The following is a 21,024-nucleotide window of genomic DNA, read 5'->3' as shown; positions in this document are numbered from 1 at the left end:
GAAAGTGATGAAATTTTTGATTCAACTTAAGCATATGATTCATCACTTTAAGCAAGCGATGGCAGCATTTTGCGCAGGCATAATGACACTATTGCTTTGCTTAGCTGTTCCTTTGGCTCAGGCTAGTGATATAGAGATTTATAAAAAAGCCACTGCCGGCACTGTAACACTTATGTTCCTGCTCGATAACTCGGGAAGTATGACAAGTAATTCAGATAGTACAGGGTTAACTCGGCTTGAACGAGTGCGTAATGGAATGATCACAGTACTTGCTGGGGGGGATGGTATTTCAAAAATTGATGATGATAAAGTCATTGGTTTATCAACATTTTATAATAGCTCTGCGGGTTATGTAATGGTGCCTGCGAGAGCACTGAGTACCGCAATTACAGGTGGAGGGACATATACTCAGAAAAAACCAATGGTTCAGAAGTATTATCCGAGTAGTACTAGTAGCACTCCTGTATATAGTTCATGTACAGCATGGAGTTCATATGCTACTTGTACTTCATGGGGAACTGCATCAACAACATCACCATCACTGAGTGGTTATAGTAATACAGCTTGTGCCTACGTAAATAGCAAGACTTGTACTTTATATTATACAAATACAAGTGTAAGCGTGACAGATCAGCGTACTTTACTACTTAGCTATATAAGTACTTGGACAGGAAGCGGTTCTACACCAACTGCAAATGCTTATGCTGAAGTAGGAGCTTATATGTTTGGCACCACTACAGCAACGACAACAACAGCCAGTATTCCCATGTATTTTACTTATAGTTCCTCATCTTCTACAACTATATGGTATAGCTGTGGCAGTAGTGGTTCAACGAGTACATCTAACTGTACAACAACATTAAGTAGTACACCGAGCACAAATGGTTATCAAACTACAGTGAGTGGAAACGATACTTATTATTATAAGAAAAGTCGTGGTACTACCACCTACTATTATCGTGAAAGTGTTTCTTCAAGCAGTAGTACAACCTATTATCAAAGTTGTACGGCGTATACATCTAGTGGTTGTACCTCATGGGGTAGTGCAACCACAACCAACCCAACAACTTCAAGCTATAACACAAGTTGTACGGTGAATAGCATAACAGGTAGCTGTGTCTATGAGACAAAAACGGTGACATCCTCACCTACAGGGAGTGGTTTCTCATATTCAACAGCCGACGCTAAAAACTCAGATGGCACAGCTTATACATCTCCAGTAAATACAAGTAGTACCGAATGTAGTGGACAAGGGATTTATATCTTAACAGATGGTGAGCCAAATGGCTCAAGTGTTACGATTGCTAAGAATCTAATGCAAAATGCTTTAACCAGTACTTATAGCGGTAATTTAACTTGTTCAGGAACTTTATTTACAGCAAGTTCGAGTTCCTCTACGGGATGGCAATGTATTAGTGACTTTTCACAATTGTTACGCAATAGAACCATCGCTGGTTCAACGAGCTCAGCTCAGTTAAATCCTTTAGGTGTTGATATTAAAACCGCAGTAGTTGGTTTTGGTAGTGACTTTAATGGAATCACATCGTATAGCAGTTCACTCACACAAGCGCAAAATCTTGCCAATATTAGTTCATCTTCTGCAAGTGATGATGTTAAAAATGCTGCGAGATTAGGTGTTTATGGTGGTGGTGGTTGGTATTCTGGTTCGAGTTCCAGTGATGTTGTCACTAGTGTAAACAACTTTATTACTTCGTTAACTACAGATATTCCTGCTGTTACGACTGGGGCATCATATATTCCAACAGATGAACTTAACCCAACAGTTGTACAAAATTATGCTTATTCTGCACAGTTTCAACCAACACCAGCTGAAGTATATCAATTGTGGTTGGGTAACTTGAAAAAATATAATGTTATCAGTGGTTTGATTGAGGATATTAAAGGTAATTCAATTGTTGATAGTAGTGGCACCTATGTTACTAACTATGATATTTGGTCGCAATATGTAACAGACTCCACGTTGGCATCGACAGGTGGGGTTGAAGGTGTGTTGCCTGTGGGTATGACTTCATCTTATGTCGCTAACCGTAAACTGTTGACGAACCGTGATACTAGTGGTGCTGTTACAACAACGACATTAAACCAAATTGGTTCAAGCTATGTGACCAATACAACTGATGCAGATCGTGGTTATCTTTTATCTTTGCTTGGCTATGTGATCAGTACCCCAAGTGATACGACCAGTTTACCAACGACTACAGCCGGTCTAGCAGCGTTAAGTACATTGAGACAAATTGGAGCAGTGATGCACTCAACTCCAGTATTGCTAACACAATCTGGTACAGTCACAACCACGAGCGGCGTAACGAGTAGTTCAAATCGTGACGATTATGTTTTGTTTGGTACAACACAAGGGGTATTGTCTGTTGTAGATGCAGATACTGGAGCTGAGCAATTTGCTTTTGTTCCAAATGAATTGATTACCACACAAAAAAGAGCGTTCCAAACCAATACTGCAACTACGGGTTTTAGTAGTTCGACATATCAGCCACTTTATTATGGAGTAGATGGTCCATGGACTGCTTATAGTCAGTATGTCTCAAATAGTGATGGTAGTTTAACTGTTGGCTCTTCTGATATTAGTGGAGCAACAGGCGAGGGTATGCAAATGGCTTATGGTGGTCTGCGTATGGGGGGGCGTAGTTATTATGCTTTGAATTTGCAAGATATGAGTAATCCTCAAATGGCTTTCCATATTGATCCTAATAATACTGCTGTTTATTGTAATAGTAGTTCTCAGACAGATACACCTGAAACATGTGCCAGTTCAAAAACTTATAAAGAACTGGGGTTTATGGGGCAAAGTTGGTCTAAACCAAGTGTGGGTTGGGTGAAATGGAAAGGCTCTAAACGTCTCGTGATGTTCGTTGGTGGTGGTTATGATGCTGGCGGTACAAATGGAGATGGTACGTTTAGTGGTAGTACTGGTGAAAGAACAGCTTTCGCTGGCTATGAAGATGAATATGCACAGACCAATAAAATTGGTGCGGGTGTGTATATGTTCGATGCTTTGACTGGGCAGCTATTGTGGTGGGCTGGTGCAAATGCGACGTCTAGTAATACAACCTCAGGTGTTCAATACACAACTTCAGCCAATATGAAATATAGCGTGGTTAGCCAGATTAAAACGGTTGATCGCGACTCAGACGGTTTGATTGATCATTTATATTTTGGTGATTTAGGTGGGCAGGTATGGCGTATTGATTTAAATAACACCTTAACTTCAACAACAGATACCAGCATGTTTGCAAAAACCCCTGTACGCTTGCTTAATTTAAATAATGGTCAGTACAGCCCACGTTTTTATGATATGCCTGCATTCTCAACTTATTCCTACAGTGGATCAAAGTTTGGTGTCATATCAATTGGTAGTGGGAATCATAGTTCTCCATTATTTGATACCTCAGATACAACTTATAAGAATGATGCGATTTACAATATCTATGATAAAGACGTTGCTCGCTCAGATCTATTTACAGTGAGTGGATCAAGCTATAGCTATGATTATAGTAGTGGAAATTTGAATACTCAGGATCTGACACTAAGCAGCTTGGGTAAACTGACAACCAATGCCAATACAACAGCAGTTGCTCCATATTCAACAACAGGAGGCTGGTATTATTATTTTGCATCAAGTATGACACAGGATGAGAAAATATTAACAACACCAACAGTATTAGATTATGACCTCTATGTAACTTCGTATGATGGTAGTCAAGAAGGTTCATCAGGCGATTGTGGTTCAGGCGTTAAGGGTGAAAGTTATGTGACTCAATTCTGTATGCCGTATGGAGTGTGTACCGAAAGCCAAATTGCCAGTTCTACATTTATTTCACATACTGCGATAGGTGTAGGTATTGTCGCACCGAGTGTTGGTTCTAGTAATAGTACAGGTACAAACAGAGCATTAATTACTTCAACAGGGACTTTGGCAAGTAGCTCAAGCACGGCAGCAGCAACTTATTCAACATCATTGGCATTAACGCCAAAGCGTTGGTTTGAAACCAGTAAATAGGGATGTTGAATATGAATAAACTTTCAGCATCATCTCAAAATTTGGGTTTTACCTTAATTGAAATGATGGTTGTTGTGGTGATTGCTGCGATTTTGGCAGCAATCGCAATACCTAGTTATCAAGAATATGCACGGCGATCACGTGCAGCTCAGGCTGAGCAGGAAATGCAACGTCTGGCGGTGTTACTTGACCGTTGGAAAGCCCGTAACTTTAATTACAAAGGGTTTGCAACAACATCGGAGACGGTCGGATCAACGTCTTCTTATCCTTATACCATTACAGTTACTGATTTATCGGCTGATTCATCTGGTTCAGTTTTGCTGACCAGTGATGATGCTGTAGGACGAAGTTGGGCTATTAAAGCAACTACAACGGATGCTAAAAGTTACAATTTTTTGCTGACCAGTACGGGTATGCATTGCAAAAATAAGACCAGTTTTGATTCGTACAGTAGCTGCGGTTCAAGTGGTTCAGAGAGTTGGTAATGAAAACGAGAAATCTGGGGTTTACTCTAATTGAGCTGATGATTGTGGTTACAATTATTGGGATTTTGGCAGCCATTGCTTATCAGGGTTATACAAAGTATAGAATTAAGACCAATCGCGTTGATGTTCAATCTGAGGTTATGCGAGTTGCAGGGCTTTTACAAAACTACAAATTGGTTAATCATAGTTATAGTGGTGCAACATTGACAGGCATTGGTGGAACAGCAAATTATCCTTCTTCGGGAACGGCATATTATACCGTTGTTTTAGTAATTGATGATGATAATCAAGGCTATACTTTACAGGCAACACCATCAACTTCGGGAATACAAAAAGATAATGGTGTCGTATGTTTAAATCAAGACGGGCAGAAGTACTGGTCACAAGGTGCAACGGCTTGTGCGTTGAGCAGTACATCAACTTGGGATAGTAACTAAAAATAAATTCAAAACTGTGGATAACTTAAATTTTGATCTTTCATTTGGGGTGAATATCACGTAAAATGCTGCCCTCTATGAAAGGGGTTTGAAGTGTTGCCGATGGTCGGCGCAGGGATAATCCGTAAAAATTATAAGGTTTTTATCATGGTTGTTATTCGTTTAACTCGCGGTGGTGCTAAAAAACGTCCATTCTATCAAATCGTTGTGACTGATAGTCGTAATGCACGTGACGGTCGTTTCATCGAACGTATCGGTTTCTTTAACCCTACAGCTCAAGGTCAAGCAGAAAAAATCCGTTTAGATGCTGACCGTTTCGCTCACTGGGTTGCACAAGGTGCTCAACCTTCTGAACGTGTTGCTTCTTTAGCTGCTCAAGCTAAAAAAGCTGCTGCTACTGCGTAATTGTAGTAGGTAGCCCATGACACCAACACAGAATGTTCCTGAAGATCGTATTCAGATTGGACAGCTACGTTCAGCGTATGGCTTGAATGGGTGGCTCTGGGTCTATTCCAATACAGAACCCATGAGCAACATCTTTGACTACCTGCCTTGGTACATTGAGACCAAAGCAGGTTGGCAAGTTGTTGATGTAAAACGTTGGAAACCACATGGCAAAGGCTTGGTTGTTGCGCTTAAAGGTGTGAGTGATCGCACGGCAGCAGACAATTTAGTTGGCGCAAATATCTGGATTTCAAAATCGCAACTGCCTCAACCGGGCGTGGACGAGTACTACTGGTCAGATTTGAAAGGCTTAACCGTGTTAGGTCTCGATGATGACGAACAGGAAGTGAATCTCGGTCAAATCCATGAACTGTTTGAAACAGGTGCAAACGATGTCATGGTGGTTCGTGCCACAGCAGACAGCGTAGACGCTGAAGAGCGTATGATTCCATGGCATAAAGATGTGGTACAGCGCGTTGATCTTGAAGCTGGTCGTATTTACGTCAATTGGGGCGTAGATTATTAATCCCTAAAGGATTCACACAGCAGGAAGAAAGAGGAGTCTGCGGTGTTTTTTGCAGTCATTACGCTTTTTCCTGAAATGTTTGAAGCGATTACAGCATACGGAATTAGCGGGCGTGCAGCAAAGCGTGACATTGTACAAGTAAATTGTATTAATCCGCGTGATTTTGCTGAGGGCAACTATAAACGTGTGGATGAACGTCCGTTTGGTGGTGGTCCAGGTATGGTGATGATGGCTGAGCCTTTGGCAAAAGCAATTCGTCATGCCAAACAGCTTGCAGAGCAAGCGGGAGCAGTTCATGTTCCTGTGGTGTATATGTCGCCACAAGGAAAGACCTTAAATGAACATGCCGTGCAAAACTTTATCGATTACGATGGTTTGATTGTGCTGTGTGGACGTTATGAAGGGGTAGATGAGCGTTTAATCCAGAAATATGTAGATCAAGAATGGTCGATTGGGGATTACGTTTTATCTGGTGGTGAACTTCCTGCAATGGTCTTGCTCGATAGCATTATTCGACGTTTACCCGATGCCATGTCAGATGAACAATCTCACATACAAGATTCTTTTGTGGATGGTCTGTTAGACTGCCCACAATATACCAAGCCTGACCATTTTGAAGGGCTAGATGTGCCAGAGGTACTTAAATCTGGACATCATGCCAATATTGAAAAATGGCGTTTTTTGCAGCGTTATCAACGGACTTTAGCGCGTAGACCTGAGCTGGTCGAGCAAGTTGAGTTGAGCAAGCAGCAAAAAAAATGGCTTAAAGATGAGCGAGGAAAGAGCAAAGATTAAGAATCTTTGCCCGAGCGCAAGACAGAAGCTGTGCTTCTGTACAAGGAAGTCGAGAATTTAACGCTTTCCTTGAACACCAGATAAGAAGTTGTACTTCTTTGCAAAGATGAACACATATCCAATGCGTTGATCTATGCATAAATTTGAAGCATTGCTTCAAATTCGGGACTTAAACTTGAGTTTAAGTCTTCTTTAATAGGCTCTTTGTGCATTGAAGTGGTCAAGCATAAAGAGAAAGATAATCGGGTCTATGCGCTTTAGCCTCTATACCCAGTGGATCTCAGACCTCTTCTGACCCACATATATTGGAGATACCCCATGAGCGGTAAGCATCCTTTAGTTCAAGCTGTTGAAAACGCACAGTTAAAATCTGACCTTCCTGCATTTGCTCCAGGTGACACTGTCATTGTGCAAGTAAAAGTAAAAGAGGGCGATCGTGAGCGTCTTCAGGCTTTTGAAGGTGTTGTAATTGCTAAGAAAAACCGTGGTTTGAACTCAGCTTTTACAGTTCGTAAAATTTCTAGCGGTGTTGGTGTTGAGCGTGTTTTCCAAACTCACTCTCCAATCGTTGCTAAAATTGAAGTTAAACGTCGTGGTGATGTTCGCCGTGCGAAACTTTACTATCTTCGTGACTTGTCTGGTAAAGCTGCACGTATTCGTGAAAAATTACCAGCTCGTAAAGCGTAATTCGCTTTATTTGAGTCAAGAAAATGCGCCAATTGGCGCATTTTTTTATTGCTGTTAATTGGTTCAAACAATAAAAATTCATCTGCTGAGAATACGTACATTCTTCTGCTGAAGATTGTTTAGGCTTTTGTTAAGATGGCGTGTCATTTTTGCTCACCATTTTTCTTATGTCAGTTGCTAAGCCTAAAATCCAGCGCCGTCCAATTAGTGGTGTATTTCTACTCAATAAACCTCTTGAGATTAGTTCGAATGGCGCATTACAAAAAGTGCGTTGGTTATATCGGGCAGAAAAAGCAGGGCATACAGGGGCACTTGATCCCTTGGCGACAGGGTTGTTACCAATCTGTTTGGGTGAGGCGACCAAGTTTTCGCATTATTTGCTCGATTCAGTAAAGCGCTATCAAACCACCGTGAAGCTTGGGCAAACCACGACTACAGGCGATGTGGAAGGTGAGGTTTTACAACAGCGTGCGGTACCTGAACTAACAACAGACAAAATTGAACAGGTACTTGAACAGTTCCGTGGTGATATTCAACAAATTCCACCGATGTATTCGGCATTAAAAAAACATGGCAAGCCCTTATATGAATTGGCGCGTCAAGGGATTGTGATTGAGCGTGAGCCACGTCCAATTACGATTTACCAATTACAACTGATTGAATTTACAGAAGACAGCTTAACTTTAGATGTGATTTGCTCTAAAGGCACATACATTCGTGTGTTGGGGGAAGATATTGGCGAGGCACTGGGCTGTGGGGGGCATTTAAGTGCATTGCATCGTACTGCAACAGGTCCTTTTGATTTGATTCCGAGCTACACCTTGGAATATTTGGAAAGTTTAACTGAGGCTGAACGTGAAGCATTGTTGTTGCCAGCATATGCACCTGTGGAGCATTTTCCGCAAGTTCAGATTCCTGAGGGACGTAGCAAATATTTCTGTAATGGGCTGGAAAGCAATATTGACCATGAAGCAGCAGAGCAAGTTTTGGTATTTGATGGCGAACGCTGTTTAGGTTTGGCTCAAATTACCGATAAAAAACGCTTAGTTCCTAAGCGAGTTTTGCATTTATGAGAAAAGTGATGATTACTGTATGGACACGATAACGATCTTAAGTCTGATTGGTTTTGCATTTACCGCAGGGGCAATTGATGCTGCTGTTGGTGGAGGCGGGCTGATTCAGATTCCGGGGATTATGAGTACTTTCCCCAACATGGCGACCGCTACGGTAATCGGAACCAATAAGGTTTCTTCTATTTTTGGGACAGGGTCAGCAGCCTTTACCTTTGCCCGCAAAGTAAAGTTGCAGTGGAAATTGCTGATTGTAATTGGGATTTGTTCGCTCATCAGCTCATTTGCGGGTGCGGCCTGTTTGTCTTTGATTCCCCAATCTGTATTACGTCCTTTTGTGTTGCTCATGCTGATCCTAATTGCCATTTATACTTTTATGAAAAAAAGTTTTGGACAGGTTGCAGTTGATTTACACATTACCCCGAAACTATTGGTGTTGGCTGCGATTGGTAGCTTGTTGATTGGTTTCTACGACGGGATTTTTGGCCCTGGGACAGGCAGCTTTTTCATTTTCTTCTTCATCCGCTTTTTAGGTGTGGACTTTCTGCATGCTTCGGCATTGTCGAAAATTGGCAACTTTATGACCAACCTTGCTGCATTGAGCTTTTTAATTCCAACAGGTCACGCTATTTTACATATTGGTTTGATGATGGCAGCTGCCAATGTGGCAGGCTCAGTGGTCGGGGTGCGTGTCGCGATGAAGTATGGCAGCGGCTTTGTACGTAAGATTTTCTTGGTTTTGGTGACGATTTTGATTTGCCGTATTGGTTATCAAACTTTTACTTCAGGTTAATCGGAAACAGAACTGAGTCATTATTCAGGTTCCAAGCATAAAATAAAAAGTGGCGTTGATCGCCACTTTTTTATATCTGATCTGATTTGAGCGAATTGAGTTGTTGTTCCACTTTTTGCTTGGCGCGTTGGGTGGTGTAAGTACAACCAATCGATGCAATGATAATGGTGGCAAGTGCCAGCCATTGTGTCCAAAGCAGATGTTCAGATAAAAACAAGACCCCTGAAAGTGCGGCAAAGGCAGGTTCTAGACTGGTCAATGTCCCAAAAACCAACGGACTTAAATGGCGTAATGCCACCATTTCCATCGAAAAAGGCAGAGCGCTGGCGAGAAATGCCAGAGCAATAAAATACAGCAAATAAGGTGGCTGTAAGACGGTGACAGGTGTTCCGATCCAGAGCGCAATCGGTAGCAGTACACAAGAACCGATGAACATACCCAAGCAAACGGTATGATTGCCCAAAATTCCTGAAGGGCGATTACCCGTTAAAATATAGACTGCCCAACAAGCACCCGCCCCAATCGCCAAGACAATTCCTACAGGATCGAGAGCCTGACCTGTCTGACTCCACGGAAAAAGCAGTACTAAGCCTAAAATTGCTAAACCAACCCAAACCAGATCATAGCGTTGCTTGGCATGCAGTAAAGCCACACTGAGTGGGCCAATAAATTCAAAGGAGACGGCAATCCCTAAAGGCAAGCGATGCAGGGACAAGTAAAACAGGGCATTCATGCCTGCTAAAGCCAAGCCATAGCCGATAATCGATGCCCAGCGAATTTGCTGCCATGCTACCCGCCAAATTTTGAAAAAAATTGCCAGCAACATAAACCCGAACAGAAGTCTGAGCGCGGAGATACTGAGTACGGGAAATGTCGCAAATAAAGCTTTAGCCAGTGAAGCACTGGTTTGCACACTGACAATGGCAACCATAAGTAGGGCGATGGATTGAACCGTCGTATTATTTTTAAAAAAGCCCATATTGGAATGATTTAACTAAATGGTAAAAAGTAGAAATAAAAAAAGCCACAACACAAGGCTGTGGCTTTTTGGGTGTTGAAGCTTAGAACAATACGCGAACGCGGATTGTACCTTCAACATCGTTCAGCATTTCTAGCGCTTCGTGAGATGCAGACGCGTCAACATCCATCACCAAGTAACCAACATCACCTTTAGTCATTAAAGTCTGACCAGAAATGTTGATGCCTTGCTCAGCAAACAAGTTGTTGATTTTTGACAATACACCCGGAATGTTTTTGTGGATGTGAAGTAAACGGTGTTTACCTTCAGTCATTGGCAATGCGATTTCTGGGAAGTTCACCGCAGAAAGCGTCATACCTTTGTCAGAGTAAGCTACAAATTTCTCAGCCACTTCTAAACCGATGTTGGCTTGCGCTTCCATGGTTGAACCACCCACGTGAGGCGTTAAGATCACGTTGTCTAGGCCACGAAGTGGAGAAACAAACTCTTCACCGTTCGCTTTAGGCTCTTTCGGGAACACGTCAACCGCAGCACCTGCAATGTGACCTGCTTTGATTGAATCTGCCAAATCTTCAATCACCACACATGTACCACGTGCAGCATTCAGGAAGATTGCACCTTCTTTCATTTTGGCAAATTGAGCTTTACCGAAGAAGTTGCGTGTAGATGGAACGTCTGGAACATGGAGTGTTACCACGTCAGCAGTTTCAAGCAATTCGTCTAAAGAACCGACTTGGCGTGCGTTACCCATTGGAAGCTTAGTTACTGCATCGTAATAAATCACGTGCATACCCATGCTTTCTGCAAGTACAGAAAGTTGCGAACCAATTGAACCGTAACCAACAATACCTAAAGTTTTTCCACGAGTTTCGAAAGAACCATTCGCAGATTTGTTCCAGCCACCACGGTGACAGCTTGCAGATTTCTCTGGCACGCCACGAAGTAACAGAATAGTTTCTGCAAGAACAAGTTCAGCAACCGAACGTGTATTTGAATATGGTGCGTTAAATACTGGAATACCACGGCTCATTGCCGCTTTAAGGTCGACTTGGTTTGTTCCGATACAGAAACAACCAACTGCGATCAATTTGTTTGCTGCTGCAAACACTTCTTCAGTCAATTGTGTACGAGAACGAATACCAATAAAGTGTGCATCTTGAATCGCTTCTTTTAAAGCTTCGCCTTCAAGCGCAGTTTTACGATAGTCGATGTTGGTATAACCCGCAGCATTTAAAGTGTCGATGGCATTTTGATGCACACCTTCTAACAATAAGAAACGAATTTTATCTTTAGGTAGTGATAGATGTTGGCTCATTACCGCTCCGCTACATAAGGCCAAATTTGGTCGCAATATGATAACATAGTGAGCAACAACTTGTTTATTTCTTGCTAGGCGTGTACACGATGAATGCTTCTGTCGCTTTATCACCTGACTTACTGACTCAACTGACGGCCATTGTAGGTGAAAATCGCATCAAAACTGATGCCGATAGCTTAGAAAACTGGGGTAAAGACCATACTAAGCACTTTGACCCAAATCCTTCTGTCGTGGTATTTCCATCGAGTACCGAACAAGTTCAGGCCATAGTTCAACTTGCGAATCAGTTCAATGTCGCAATTACACCATCGGGTGGTCGTACAGGTTTGTCAGCGGGTGCAGTTGCAGCCAACGGTGAAATCGTGGTGAGCATGGACAAGATGAACCAGATTCTGGAATTCTTCCCAGCAGATCGCATGGTTCGCGTGCAGACAGGCGTGGTGACAGAGCAACTGCAAAACTATGCAGAAGAACAAGGCATGTATTATCCAGTCGATTTCGCATCGGCAGGTTCAAGTCAGATTGGCGGTAACATCGGCACCAATGCTGGCGGTATTAAAGTGATTAAATACGGCATGACCCGTAACTGGGTGTTGGGTCTGACCGTTGTGACGGGTAAAGGCGATATCCTGCACCTCAACAAAGGCATGATCAAAAACGCAACAGGTTATGCGCTTCAGCATTTGTTTATTGGTGGTGAAGGGACTTTGGGCTTGGTGACAGAAGCTGAAATCAAGCTTGAGCGTCAGCCACAAGACTTGCAAGTGATGGTACTCGGTGTCCCTGACTTCGACGCAATCATGCCATTGTTACACGCATTCCAAAGCAAGATTGACCTGACTGCATTTGAGTTCTTTGGTGAACTTGCGATGCAAAAAGTTTTAGACAACGGTCATGTACAACGTCCATTTGAAACTCAATGTCCATTCTATGTGTTGCTTGAGTTTGAAGCGCCATACGAGCCGATCATGGACAAAGCCATGGAAATCTTTGAGCACTGCATGGAACAAGGCTGGGTACTTGATGGTGTGATGAGCCAAAGCCTAGATCAAGTCCACAGCTTATGGCGTTTACGTGAAGATATTTCAGAGTCGATTGCGCCGTTTATTCCGTACAAAAACGATATTTCAGTGTTAATTACTCATGTCCCTGCATTTATTAAAGAAATTGATGCGATTGTGACTGAAAACTACCCAGACTTTGAAATCTGCTGGTTTGGTCATATTGGTGACGGTAACCTGCACTTGAACATCTTAAAACCTGCGGATTTGACTAAAGATGAATTCTTTGCCAAATGTCAGGTGGTGAACAAGTATGTGTTCGATACCGTGAAAAAATATAACGGTTCAATTTCGGCTGAACATGGTGTGGGTATGACGAAAAAGCCTTATTTGCAATACAGCCGTTCTGCTGAAGAAATTGAATATATGAAAGCCTTGAAGAAAGTTTTTGACCCGAATGGTTTAATGAACCCAGGCAAATTATTTGATCTTTAAGACTTGATTGAATAGAAAAAATTCTGCTAAAAGCGTGTCGAAAGATGCGCTTTTTTTACGAAGGATTATAAATTTATGGGTATTTCTGATGAATTTAAAAAGTTTGGAGCAAAACAAAAAAATATACAGTGGTCTGTTTCAGCATTTAACGATAAAGATGAGTTAGTTGTTAGTATCTGGGGGCATCAGCCACTATTAGTATTTAATAAAGAAAGTCGTATACAGATATATAAAGATAAAGTATCAAGGTGGTCAGGGCTTGGAAATCAAGAGTTTAGAAAAAATATTGAAATCGCTTATCTTAAAAATTTAAAAGTTCGTCCAATTATTACGCTGTCTAAAAACTTTGAAGAAATTTTAAAAGGTGCAGATGGAAGTCAATTTAAGAATACATTTAATGCAAAACTCAATTGGGTTGGAATAGTTAAATTATGGGATGGTGAAAATTTTATTATAGAGTTTGTAGAGGAAAAGACATGAACATCGAAAAAAATATCCAACAACTTTTTGAACAACGCCAAGATATTCCGCTGTTTTATATTGAGAGTGGTAGCCGCTTATGGGGCATGGCAAGCCCTGACAGCGATTATGATGTTCGGGGGTTTCATTTACCTAGCAAAGCCCAGTATTTTGATTATAAGAAACATCGAGATTTGATCGAAATTATGGACGGTGATTTTGATTTTGTGTCCTATGACCTCGACAAAATGTTAGGGCTTTTGGCAAAAAGCAACCCAACTGTTTTGGAGTGGGTAAGGGCGCATATCGAATATCTCAATGTTGTGCCTGAATGGAATAGCTTTAAACAAGGACTACTGGAACTGATTGACTATAGTGCCTTGTATTATCACTATTTATCTTTGGCTGAAAATGGCATGAAAGTCATGCAAGTTGCCGATAACTTTACCTATAAAAAAGTGTTTTACTCGATTCGTGGGTTATTGTCGGCTGAACTGGCACTACAGGAAAGTATGCCTGCATTACTGATCACCGATTTGTTTGCCCAAATTGATCCGAATGATCCGCTACGCGTATGGGCGGAAAATTATTTAGAGATCAAAAAACAACAGAAAGAAAAAGCCGTGCTTTCGCAGGATGAGCAAACAGAAATTTTAAAGCAGTTAGAGTTTAAGCAAGCACAACTGGCAGCGCAAAGCATGCCAAAAGCCAATCGGCGTGAGCAACTAGATCAGTATTTGACAGATTATAGCCAACATTTAAAGCAGCATTTTTATGGCTGATTAGGATGCTAAACATCAAGGTCTACCATAAGCTCTTCAAAATAAAAAAGACGATATTTAAATCGTCTTTTTTTTCATAACTTCAAAAACCGAGTAAAACTTAACCGAAACGACCTGTAATATAGTCTTCAGTTTGCTGTTTTTTCGGGTTGGTGAAAATGTTGTTTGAGGTATCAAGTTCAATCAACTCACCCAAGAACATAAAGCCCGTATAGTCAGAAATACGCGCTGCTTGTTGCATGTTGTGCGTCACAATCAGAACGGTATATTTAGACTTAAGCTGTTCAATCAACTGTTCAACTTTTGCCGTAGAAATTGGGTCTAGAGCAGACGTTGGTTCGTCAAGCAACAACACTTCAGGTTTTAGTGCCACAGCACGTGCAATACATAAACGTTGTTGCTGACCACCAGACAAACCTAAAGCACTTTGATGCAATTTGTCTTTAACTTCATCCCACAACGCAACATCGCGCAATGCTTTTTCCACACGGTTATTCATCTCAGCTTTAGAGAGTTTTTCGTAATGGCGAATTGCATAAGCAATGTTTTCATAAATCGTCATTGGGAATGGAACTGGCTTTTGGAAAACCATCCCGATTTTTGCACGCAACTGGTTTACAGGGATGTTGTCTTGAAGAATATTTTGACCATCAAACAACACTTCGCCTTCAGCACGAAGTTTCGGGTAAATGTCATAAATACGGTTAAATACACGTAATAATGTTGATTTACCACAACCTGAAGGTCCAATCAGCGCAGTGATCTTGTTTTCAGGAATAATCATGTTGATGTTTTTCAATGCCTGACTATTGCCATAGTAGAAATTGAGATTACGGATATCAAGTTTTGCTGTTTCAGGAACAATTTTCGGTGTATTCATGGCAGAGTGAAACGCATGAGGTGGTTGCATTGTGGTGTTGTGTGTTGGCACCACATTTTGTGAATTTACTGAATTTGAACTAGATACTGTATTCATTTTATTTATCCTTTTTGATTAAGACTGTGCGAGATACGATACCGAGCACAAGGACAAAAAAGGTCATGACTAATGCACCAGCCCATGCCAGAGCGTGCCAGTCGTCGTAAGGACTCATTGCATATTGGAAGATCACCACAGGAACGTTCGCCATTGGCTGGAACACGTTGGTTGACCAATACTGGTTATTGAGCGCTGTGAATAGTAAAGGTGCTGTTTCACCTAAAATACGTGCAAGAGCGAGCAGGACACCTGTAACAATCCCTGACATGGCAGCACGGTAAAGCACCTGTTGAACAATCTTCCAACGCGGAATACCGAGTGCTTGCGCAGCTTCACGTAAAGTATTTGGAACGAGTTGTAGCATTTCATCGGTTGTACGTACGACAACAGGAAGAACCAAAAATGCTAAAGCGACAGAACCTGCAATGGCAGAGAAGTGTCCCATTTGACGAACCATCAACTCATAGACAAACAGACCAATTACAATGGATGGTGCTGAAAGCAAAATGTCGTTAATGAAGCGAATCCAGAAACCAAGTTTGGTTTCACGAGCATATTCCGAAAGGTAAGTCCCTGCTGCAATACCGATGGGTGTACCGACTAAAACAGCAACCGCACTCATTAAAATACTACCGAAAATTGCATTGAGTAGACCGCCTGTTTCGCCAGGAGGAGGTGTCATTTCGGTAATTAAACTTAAATGTAGTGCAGGCAAACCATTTTTAAGTGTTGTCCATAAAATCCACACCAGCCAAAACAGGCCGAAAATTGCGGTTAAAAAAGACAAGACTTTTGCAAGAGCATTTTTTGTTTGTCGAACTTTCCAAAGCGCGTTTGACATGATTACGCTCCTTCACGACGTGATAAACGTCCTAACATTACACGTGCAATTGCAAGCACAATAAATGTCACGACAAATAAGATAAAACCAAGCGCCATGAGTGAAGATAAATAAATAGTAGAGTCGGCTTCGGTAAATTCGTTGGCAATGGTTGCCGAAATCGAGTTACCTGGTTCAAGCAATGACAGGCTTAGCATATGGGCATTACCCAGTACGAAGGTAACCGCCATAGTTTCACCAAGGGCACGGCCTAAGCCGAGGAAGATGCCACCAAGTACAGAAGAACGGGTATACGGTAAAACGATGTCCCAAATCACTTCCCAAGTCGTGTTTCCAACCGCATATGCTGATTCAATCAGTGGAGTAGGTACAGTTGAAAAAACTTCCCGCATAATGGAAGAAACAAATGGAATGATCATGATGCTCAGCACGATGCCTGCTGTCAGCATGCCTAAACCAATTGGCGGGCCTTGAAAGAGTGGGCCAACAATCGGCCATGAACCCATATGTTCATCGACCCAAGGATAAACGTTATCTGCCATAAACGGCACAAAAACGAATAAACCCCACATACCATAAATGATTGATGGAATACCTGCGAGGAGTTCAATTGCTGTTGAAATTGGGGTACGAATCCACTTTGGTGCGATATTGGTAATAAAAATCGCAATACCAAAACTGACGGGAACGGCAATGAGCATTGCAATAAAAGAAGTGACCAATGTTCCGTAAATAGGAACAAGTGCGCCAAAATTTTTACCAATCGGATCCCAAGAGCTATTCCAGATAAATGAAAAGCCAAAAGTTTGAAAAGCTTCTTTCCCGCTCCAAAGCATGGAAAAGGATGCCGCTAGCATAATTACAAGCACAAATATGGCACAGCTTTTTACTGCATAGTGAAACAACTGATCATTACGATGATCTTTCGAGTCCGTTTCACTTTGTTTATCTAGTTCCATGGTTCTGTCTAGTTTCATCAGTGAGCATCTTTTATTTAGAAATAGAGTAAATCCAACAGAAGCGAGTTCTGTTGGATTCAAGAAAGAAACAAGGCATGGATTATTTTACGTTAATGTTTTTAATCCAGTAGCCTTCAATTTGTTTCACTAAGTTTGCTGGTAAAGGAATGTAGTCCAAAGAACGTGCATTTGCTTGACCGTGTTCAAGTGACCACTTGAAGAAGTTAAGAGCATCTTTGCTTGCTTGAGCAGATTTAGGCTGTTTGTGCATTAACACGAATGTTGTTGCAGTGATTGGCCAAGAGTTTGCACCTGGAGCGTTAGTAATAACGTTATAGAAATCAGGTGTTTTGCTCCAGTTTGCACCAGCAGCGGCAGCTTGGAAAGTTGCAGCATTTGGTTGTACAAAGTGACCTGCTTTGTTTTGCATTGCTGTATAGCTCATGCGGTTTTGAAGCGCATATGCAAGCTCAACGTAACCGATAGAACCTTTGATTTGTTTAACGTAAGCAGCAACACCTTCGTTACCTTTACCACCGATACCAGTAGGCCAAGAAATAGAAGTACCTTCACCAACTTTAGATTTCCAAGTTGGGCTAACTTTAGACAAATAGTTTGCCCAGTTAAAAGTTGTACCAGAACCATCAGAACGGTGAACAACTGAAATACGTTGGTCTGGTAGGCGTACAGAAGGGTTCAAACGTTGGATTTCTGGAGCATTCCACTTGTTGATTTTGCCCAAGAAAATGTCAGCAAGAACAGGACCAGTAAGACGTAAAGCACCTGGACGTACACCTGGAACGTTTACAACTGGAACAACACCACCGATAATTACTGGGAATTGTTTAAGACCTGCTGCATTCAAATCTGCAGGTGTTAATGGCATATCAGATGCGCCAAAAGTTACTGTGCCAGCTTTAATTTGAGCGATACCACCACCAGAACCGATAGATTGGTAGTTCACTTTGTTGCCAGTCTTAACATTGTAAGTTGCAGACCACTTAGACAGTACTGGATAAACGAAAGTTGAACCTGCACCCGTGATTTCTGCAGCATGCGCTGCGCTCAAAGATAGAGCAGCAGATGCAATTAGCGTGCTGAAAATTTTTGTAGAGAAGTTAGTCATAAAGATTCCCTGTATGGAAGGTATTTCCGTCTTATTGTTCTGCTTATTTTGATTGAGGGCAGAGAATGAGAAGGAACTAAATTGAGTGTTAAATTAAGCCAGTTGCGTGACAGGGAAATGACTAAAATATTTCAGTTTTATTACGGATGATTTTTCTTCAAATGATGTTGTATTGTGGTATTTCACTGCAATTTTAAAAAATAAAATTTATAGATGTATGAATATTTTTATGAATTTTCATTTTTTAAATCATTTTTGAAACGAGAGTAATTAAATTTAAATTACTGAAATAACGTTAAAAAATATTTTTAATTCTGCTTATTTTGAATATTTTTATGGAATCATCAATGTGTAGCTTTAAAAACAGAAAAATGATGTCACGATCTATCTGTTGTTCATAAATACATGTCGATTATGACAGTTGAACATTGGATTTCGCCTGTTATATGACAGGTAAGATCATCAGATTAATTATGACAAAATGTAATATTACAGAATGAGATGATGTTCTGGTATCGCTCAACTTCAGCAATTTTTACATTCCATTATCTGATTTACATCTTGTTGATGGAATGCCTATGCATATCTCATGTGTGTATTGTTAACGACGAATGCACAGGCAACCTCAATGGTTATTTCACAGGAATATCCTTCTGAATTACTTAATTTCTTGTATTAACAGTTCTTGTCTTAAAGCCAGTAGCTCGGGCAAGGTTTCCAATAATAGACTGATTTGTTTTAAAATCAGCAAGAAATCATCCGACAGGTGTTCTTGTTGAGACAAGGTTTTAATCTCAAGCAGTTTGTCTTGAATGTCTGTTTCAGGTAAAGGCCGTTGTTCTTGCAAAACAGCTTTTAAGGTCTGCTGACACCAAAGCATCAATTGCAAAATTTGTGGATCTTTGACCTGTTCGCGGTGACTTCCCAATGCCGAAATATAGCTGAGTTGACTATGGCTATAGACCAGATAACGAAACGCATGGTGAATCAGGGTCGGGTTGGGATGAGGTTCGGTACTTAAACTCGAAATCATACTCGACAGTTCGATTTGCTTGTTATGTGCAAAGCGTCGTGCCTCACGGTATTCGATACTGTTATTTTTTCCATGTTGATATTGATCAATCACGGCATCGAAATAGGCGAGGGTTGCCTGAGCTGAGTTTTTGATGTTGTTGGAAATATTACGAAAATTCCAGTCAGGCCAGATAAAACTGACCGCCAGCCATGCAATACCACAGCCAAGCAATGTGTCGATAATGCGCGGTAAAATAATTTCATAGCCTGCACCTTTGATATTGAAAATTAGCAGCACCATTAAGGTCGCCATCAGGGTTGCCATCGAGTATTTTTTGACGCGCAAATAGAAGAACAGCACACCACAAATCACAGTCAACAGCAATTGACCTTCGACACTCGGTACAAAATATAAAATCGGAATACCACAGAGCACACCCGACAGCGTGCCTAATGTTCGCATTTTCAAACGGGACTTGGTGGCAAAGTAACTAATTTGGCAGACAAATAAACTGGTGAGCAAAATCCAGTAGCCATTACGTGCAAATGGCAACAGGGAAATGATATAACCAACTAGAAACACTACGGCAATCCGCACTGCATGACGGAACAGGGCTGACTGTGGACTTAAATGCTGCTTGAGTTTTAACACCAGATCATGCCAACCGTGAATATCATCATCGAGGAGATTCAGGTCAGCCTCTAAGGTTGTACTGTTTTGAGGAACATGATTGAGCGCTAAAAGTTGCTGATGCAAGTTATGCAGATTATTTAAAATTAGCTGCAAATTTTTAACTTCAATATTGGCAGGGTGTAGCTGAATCCATTCATGCATGGATGCATCCAGATTTTTTAAAGCCAAGCTGTGTTCAGGATTGACGATATAGGGTTGCCGATTGAGGACACACTGCGCAATTTGTTCACATGCAATTGCATTCATCTGAATATTCTTTTGCATGCGAAAGATCAGATCGCTACGGCTAAAATTTTGCTGGATCTGTTGATAATGCAGGTAATTTGAGGTGGCTTGTTCATGAATATCTTGGGCTAGAAAATATAAATGCAGCCAGTAAATGGTATTTTTATTGGCGCGTGACGCTTTGAGTCGGGTCAGTAAGGCCGCTTTGGTCTGATTGAGACTTTGTACAACCGCGGTATTTTGTACAGATAAATCAAACAGCAGTTGTTCGACCAAATGCTGATGATCGGGATCAAATAGTTTGGATTTAAGCTGAAGGAGTTTGGCAATTTGCTGGAAACTGGTTGATAGATAGTCTTGAACCACTAATGTCGGTTTGAGCAGATAAAACACGATGGCTGCACAGCCATACCAGATTGCACCAAGCACAAAACAGCTTGGTTGCCAGTACCAGACATGCGGTTCACCTAGACCAAACATGGTGTAGATGGAGAGCAGCACAGTTCCAAATGAAATGGTGGCATAACGTTGCCCTAAGCCACCGAGTAAAATAAACCCAGCACTAGATAGCGATAAATACAGAATAAAAAAAATCGGGTAGGGATGCAGTAATTCCAAAATGAGGCTGGTAATAAAAAACAGCACACACACATAGAATAAATTGCGCAGGCGAATGGTGAGCCGATCATCGAAATCGGTCAGGGCTGCGGCAATTGTGCCGAGGGTCACAGGGACAATAAATTGTCCCAAGTGCAAATAATATAAACCAAGTGTTGTGCCGGTAAGCACGATACACATTTGCAAGCAATACATGATCAATGCATTGCTCTGGTAACGCTGAAGCAGGGAGTAGAAGCTATTCACGTCATTGATTTTTAG

Annotated in this window: 19 protein-coding genes; 12 read left to right on the top strand and 7 right to left on the bottom strand. The window is 41.4% G+C overall.

Translation table 11 applies throughout. From position 1 onward, the window contains the following. Positions 1 to 7 precede the first annotated feature (7 nt). The 9 genes from C1A47_RS06700 to C1A47_RS06660 all read left to right on the top strand — a co-directional run bounded on the left by C1A47_RS06700 (position 8) and on the right by C1A47_RS06660 (position 9,273). Positions 8 to 4,036 (top strand): pilus assembly protein PilY, encoded by a 4,029-nt coding sequence (locus C1A47_RS06700; RefSeq protein WP_111893685.1) that lies wholly within the window; start codon positions 8 to 10, stop codon positions 4,034 to 4,036. Positions 4,037 to 4,047: 11 nt separating this feature from the next. Next, complete coding sequence (locus tag C1A47_RS06695) at positions 4,048 to 4,521, top strand: type IV pilin protein (protein WP_111894075.1); 474 nt, start codon at positions 4,048 to 4,050, stop codon at positions 4,519 to 4,521. Next, positions 4,521 to 4,958, top strand: a complete 438-nt coding sequence (locus C1A47_RS06690) for a type IV pilin protein (RefSeq protein WP_111893683.1) — start codon at positions 4,521 to 4,523, stop codon at positions 4,956 to 4,958. The genes C1A47_RS06695 and C1A47_RS06690 overlap by 1 nt, the downstream gene beginning before the upstream one ends. Positions 4,959 to 5,105: 147 nt before the next feature. Further along, on the top strand, positions 5,106 to 5,363 hold the full coding sequence (gene rpsP, locus C1A47_RS06685) for a 30S ribosomal protein S16 (RefSeq protein WP_111894073.1): 258 nt from the start codon (positions 5,106 to 5,108) through the stop codon (positions 5,361 to 5,363). Positions 5,364 to 5,379: 16 nt separating this feature from the next. After that, on the top strand, positions 5,380 to 5,928 hold the full coding sequence (rimM, locus tag C1A47_RS06680) for a ribosome maturation factor RimM (protein ID WP_111893681.1): 549 nt from the start codon (positions 5,380 to 5,382) through the stop codon (positions 5,926 to 5,928). Positions 5,929 to 5,970: 42 nt separating this feature from the next. Further along, positions 5,971 to 6,723, top strand: coding sequence for a tRNA (guanosine(37)-N1)-methyltransferase TrmD (trmD, locus tag C1A47_RS06675; RefSeq protein WP_111893679.1), 753 nt, complete (start codon positions 5,971 to 5,973; stop codon positions 6,721 to 6,723). Positions 6,724 to 7,041: 318 nt separating this feature from the next. Beyond that, positions 7,042 to 7,410 (top strand): 50S ribosomal protein L19, encoded by a 369-nt coding sequence (rplS, locus tag C1A47_RS06670; RefSeq protein WP_111893677.1) that lies wholly within the window; start codon positions 7,042 to 7,044, stop codon positions 7,408 to 7,410. Between the two features lie 167 nt (positions 7,411 to 7,577). After that, entirely contained in the window at positions 7,578 to 8,483 is a 906-nt protein-coding gene (gene truB / locus C1A47_RS06665; RefSeq protein WP_111893675.1) for a tRNA pseudouridine(55) synthase TruB, read from the top strand. 19 nt (positions 8,484 to 8,502) lie between these two features. After that, a complete protein-coding gene (locus C1A47_RS06660) occupies positions 8,503 to 9,273 on the top strand; it encodes a sulfite exporter TauE/SafE family protein (protein WP_111893673.1) in 771 nt (256 codons plus the stop codon). Positions 9,274 to 9,343: 70 nt separating this feature from the next. Here the strand turns inward: C1A47_RS06660 and C1A47_RS06655 are convergent, their stop codons facing one another. Continuing rightward, positions 9,344 to 10,252, bottom strand: a complete 909-nt coding sequence (locus tag C1A47_RS06655; protein ID WP_111893671.1) for an EamA family transporter — start codon at positions 10,250 to 10,252, stop codon at positions 9,344 to 9,346. Positions 10,253 to 10,334: 82 nt separating this feature from the next. Continuing rightward, positions 10,335 to 11,567, bottom strand: coding sequence for a phosphoglycerate dehydrogenase (serA, locus tag C1A47_RS06650; protein WP_111893669.1), 1,233 nt, complete (start codon positions 11,565 to 11,567; stop codon positions 10,335 to 10,337). An 89-nt stretch (positions 11,568 to 11,656) separates the two neighbouring features. On the opposite strand from serA, the gene C1A47_RS06645 reads away from it, so the two are divergent. The 3 genes from C1A47_RS06645 to C1A47_RS06635 all read left to right on the top strand — a co-directional run bounded on the left by C1A47_RS06645 (position 11,657) and on the right by C1A47_RS06635 (position 14,307). Continuing rightward, entirely contained in the window at positions 11,657 to 13,066 is a 1,410-nt protein-coding gene (locus tag C1A47_RS06645; protein WP_111893667.1) for an FAD-binding oxidoreductase, read from the top strand. Positions 13,067 to 13,141: 75 nt separating this feature from the next. Continuing rightward, positions 13,142 to 13,546, top strand: a complete 405-nt coding sequence (locus C1A47_RS06640) for a hypothetical protein (RefSeq protein ID WP_111893665.1) — start codon at positions 13,142 to 13,144, stop codon at positions 13,544 to 13,546. Then, positions 13,543 to 14,307, top strand: a complete 765-nt coding sequence (locus C1A47_RS06635) for a DNA polymerase beta superfamily protein (RefSeq protein WP_111893663.1) — start codon at positions 13,543 to 13,545, stop codon at positions 14,305 to 14,307. Before C1A47_RS06640 ends, C1A47_RS06635 begins: the two co-directional genes overlap by 4 nt. Positions 14,308 to 14,407: 100 nt before the next feature. On the opposite strand, the gene pstB is transcribed toward C1A47_RS06635, so the two are convergent. From pstB to yccS, 5 genes are all read right to left on the bottom strand, one after another. Then, complete coding sequence (pstB, locus tag C1A47_RS06630) at positions 14,408 to 15,283, bottom strand: phosphate ABC transporter ATP-binding protein PstB (RefSeq protein WP_111893661.1); 876 nt, start codon at positions 15,281 to 15,283, stop codon at positions 14,408 to 14,410. 1 nt (position 15,284) lies between these two features. Further along, entirely contained in the window at positions 15,285 to 16,127 is an 843-nt protein-coding gene (pstA, locus tag C1A47_RS06625; protein WP_111893659.1) for a phosphate ABC transporter permease PstA, read from the bottom strand. A gap of 2 nt (positions 16,128 to 16,129) precedes the next feature. Continuing rightward, positions 16,130 to 17,104, bottom strand: coding sequence for a phosphate ABC transporter permease subunit PstC (gene pstC / locus C1A47_RS06620; RefSeq protein ID WP_171294348.1), 975 nt, complete (start codon positions 17,102 to 17,104; stop codon positions 16,130 to 16,132). Positions 17,105 to 17,186: 82 nt separating this feature from the next. Further along, complete coding sequence (gene pstS, locus C1A47_RS06615; RefSeq protein WP_111893655.1) at positions 17,187 to 18,212, bottom strand: phosphate ABC transporter substrate-binding protein PstS; 1,026 nt, start codon at positions 18,210 to 18,212, stop codon at positions 17,187 to 17,189. A gap of 658 nt (positions 18,213 to 18,870) precedes the next feature. Then, positions 18,871 to 21,009: a YccS family putative transporter gene (gene yccS, locus C1A47_RS06610; RefSeq protein ID WP_111893653.1), complete on the bottom strand. Its 2,139-nt coding sequence runs from the start codon at positions 21,007 to 21,009 to the stop codon at positions 18,871 to 18,873. Positions 21,010 to 21,024: the final 15 nt, after the last annotated feature.

The sequence above is a fragment of the Acinetobacter sp. MB5 genome, assembly GCF_003261585.1.
GTDB lineage: Bacteria > Pseudomonadota > Gammaproteobacteria > Pseudomonadales > Moraxellaceae > Acinetobacter.
Note: the sequence above shows the minus strand (reverse complement) of the source record. Positions and strands in the feature narration are given on the sequence as shown.

Bases quoted from the DNA above. Each gene is read 5' to 3' on its own strand.
- pstB (WP_111893661.1), bottom strand. From the start codon at position 15,283: ATGAATACAGTATCTAGTTCAAATTCAGTAAATTCACAAAATGTGGTG.
- C1A47_RS06645 (WP_111893667.1), top strand. From the start codon at position 11,657: ATGAATGCTTCTGTCGCTTTATCACCTGACTTACTGACTCAACTGACG.
- C1A47_RS06655 (WP_111893671.1), bottom strand. From the start codon at position 10,252: ATGGGCTTTTTTAAAAATAATACGACGGTTCAATCCATCGCCCTACTT.
- C1A47_RS06700 (WP_111893685.1), top strand. From the start codon at position 8: ATGAAATTTTTGATTCAACTTAAGCATATGATTCATCACTTTAAGCAA.
- pstC (WP_171294348.1), bottom strand. From the start codon at position 17,104: ATGAAACTAGACAGAACCATGGAACTAGATAAACAAAGTGAAACGGAC.
- C1A47_RS06640 (WP_111893665.1), top strand. From the start codon at position 13,142: ATGGGTATTTCTGATGAATTTAAAAAGTTTGGAGCAAAACAAAAAAAT.
- rimM (WP_111893681.1), top strand. From the start codon at position 5,380: ATGACACCAACACAGAATGTTCCTGAAGATCGTATTCAGATTGGACAG.
- C1A47_RS06660 (WP_111893673.1), top strand. From the start codon at position 8,503: ATGGACACGATAACGATCTTAAGTCTGATTGGTTTTGCATTTACCGCA.
- rplS (WP_111893677.1), top strand. From the start codon at position 7,042: ATGAGCGGTAAGCATCCTTTAGTTCAAGCTGTTGAAAACGCACAGTTA.
- pstA (WP_111893659.1), bottom strand. From the start codon at position 16,127: ATGTCAAACGCGCTTTGGAAAGTTCGACAAACAAAAAATGCTCTTGCA.
- pstS (WP_111893655.1), bottom strand. From the start codon at position 18,212: ATGACTAACTTCTCTACAAAAATTTTCAGCACGCTAATTGCATCTGCT.
- truB (WP_111893675.1), top strand. From the start codon at position 7,578: ATGTCAGTTGCTAAGCCTAAAATCCAGCGCCGTCCAATTAGTGGTGTA.
- C1A47_RS06695 (WP_111894075.1), top strand. From the start codon at position 4,048: ATGAATAAACTTTCAGCATCATCTCAAAATTTGGGTTTTACCTTAATT.
- serA (WP_111893669.1), bottom strand. From the start codon at position 11,567: ATGAGCCAACATCTATCACTACCTAAAGATAAAATTCGTTTCTTATTG.
- C1A47_RS06635 (WP_111893663.1), top strand. From the start codon at position 13,543: ATGAACATCGAAAAAAATATCCAACAACTTTTTGAACAACGCCAAGAT.
- rpsP (WP_111894073.1), top strand. From the start codon at position 5,106: ATGGTTGTTATTCGTTTAACTCGCGGTGGTGCTAAAAAACGTCCATTC.
- C1A47_RS06690 (WP_111893683.1), top strand. From the start codon at position 4,521: ATGAAAACGAGAAATCTGGGGTTTACTCTAATTGAGCTGATGATTGTG.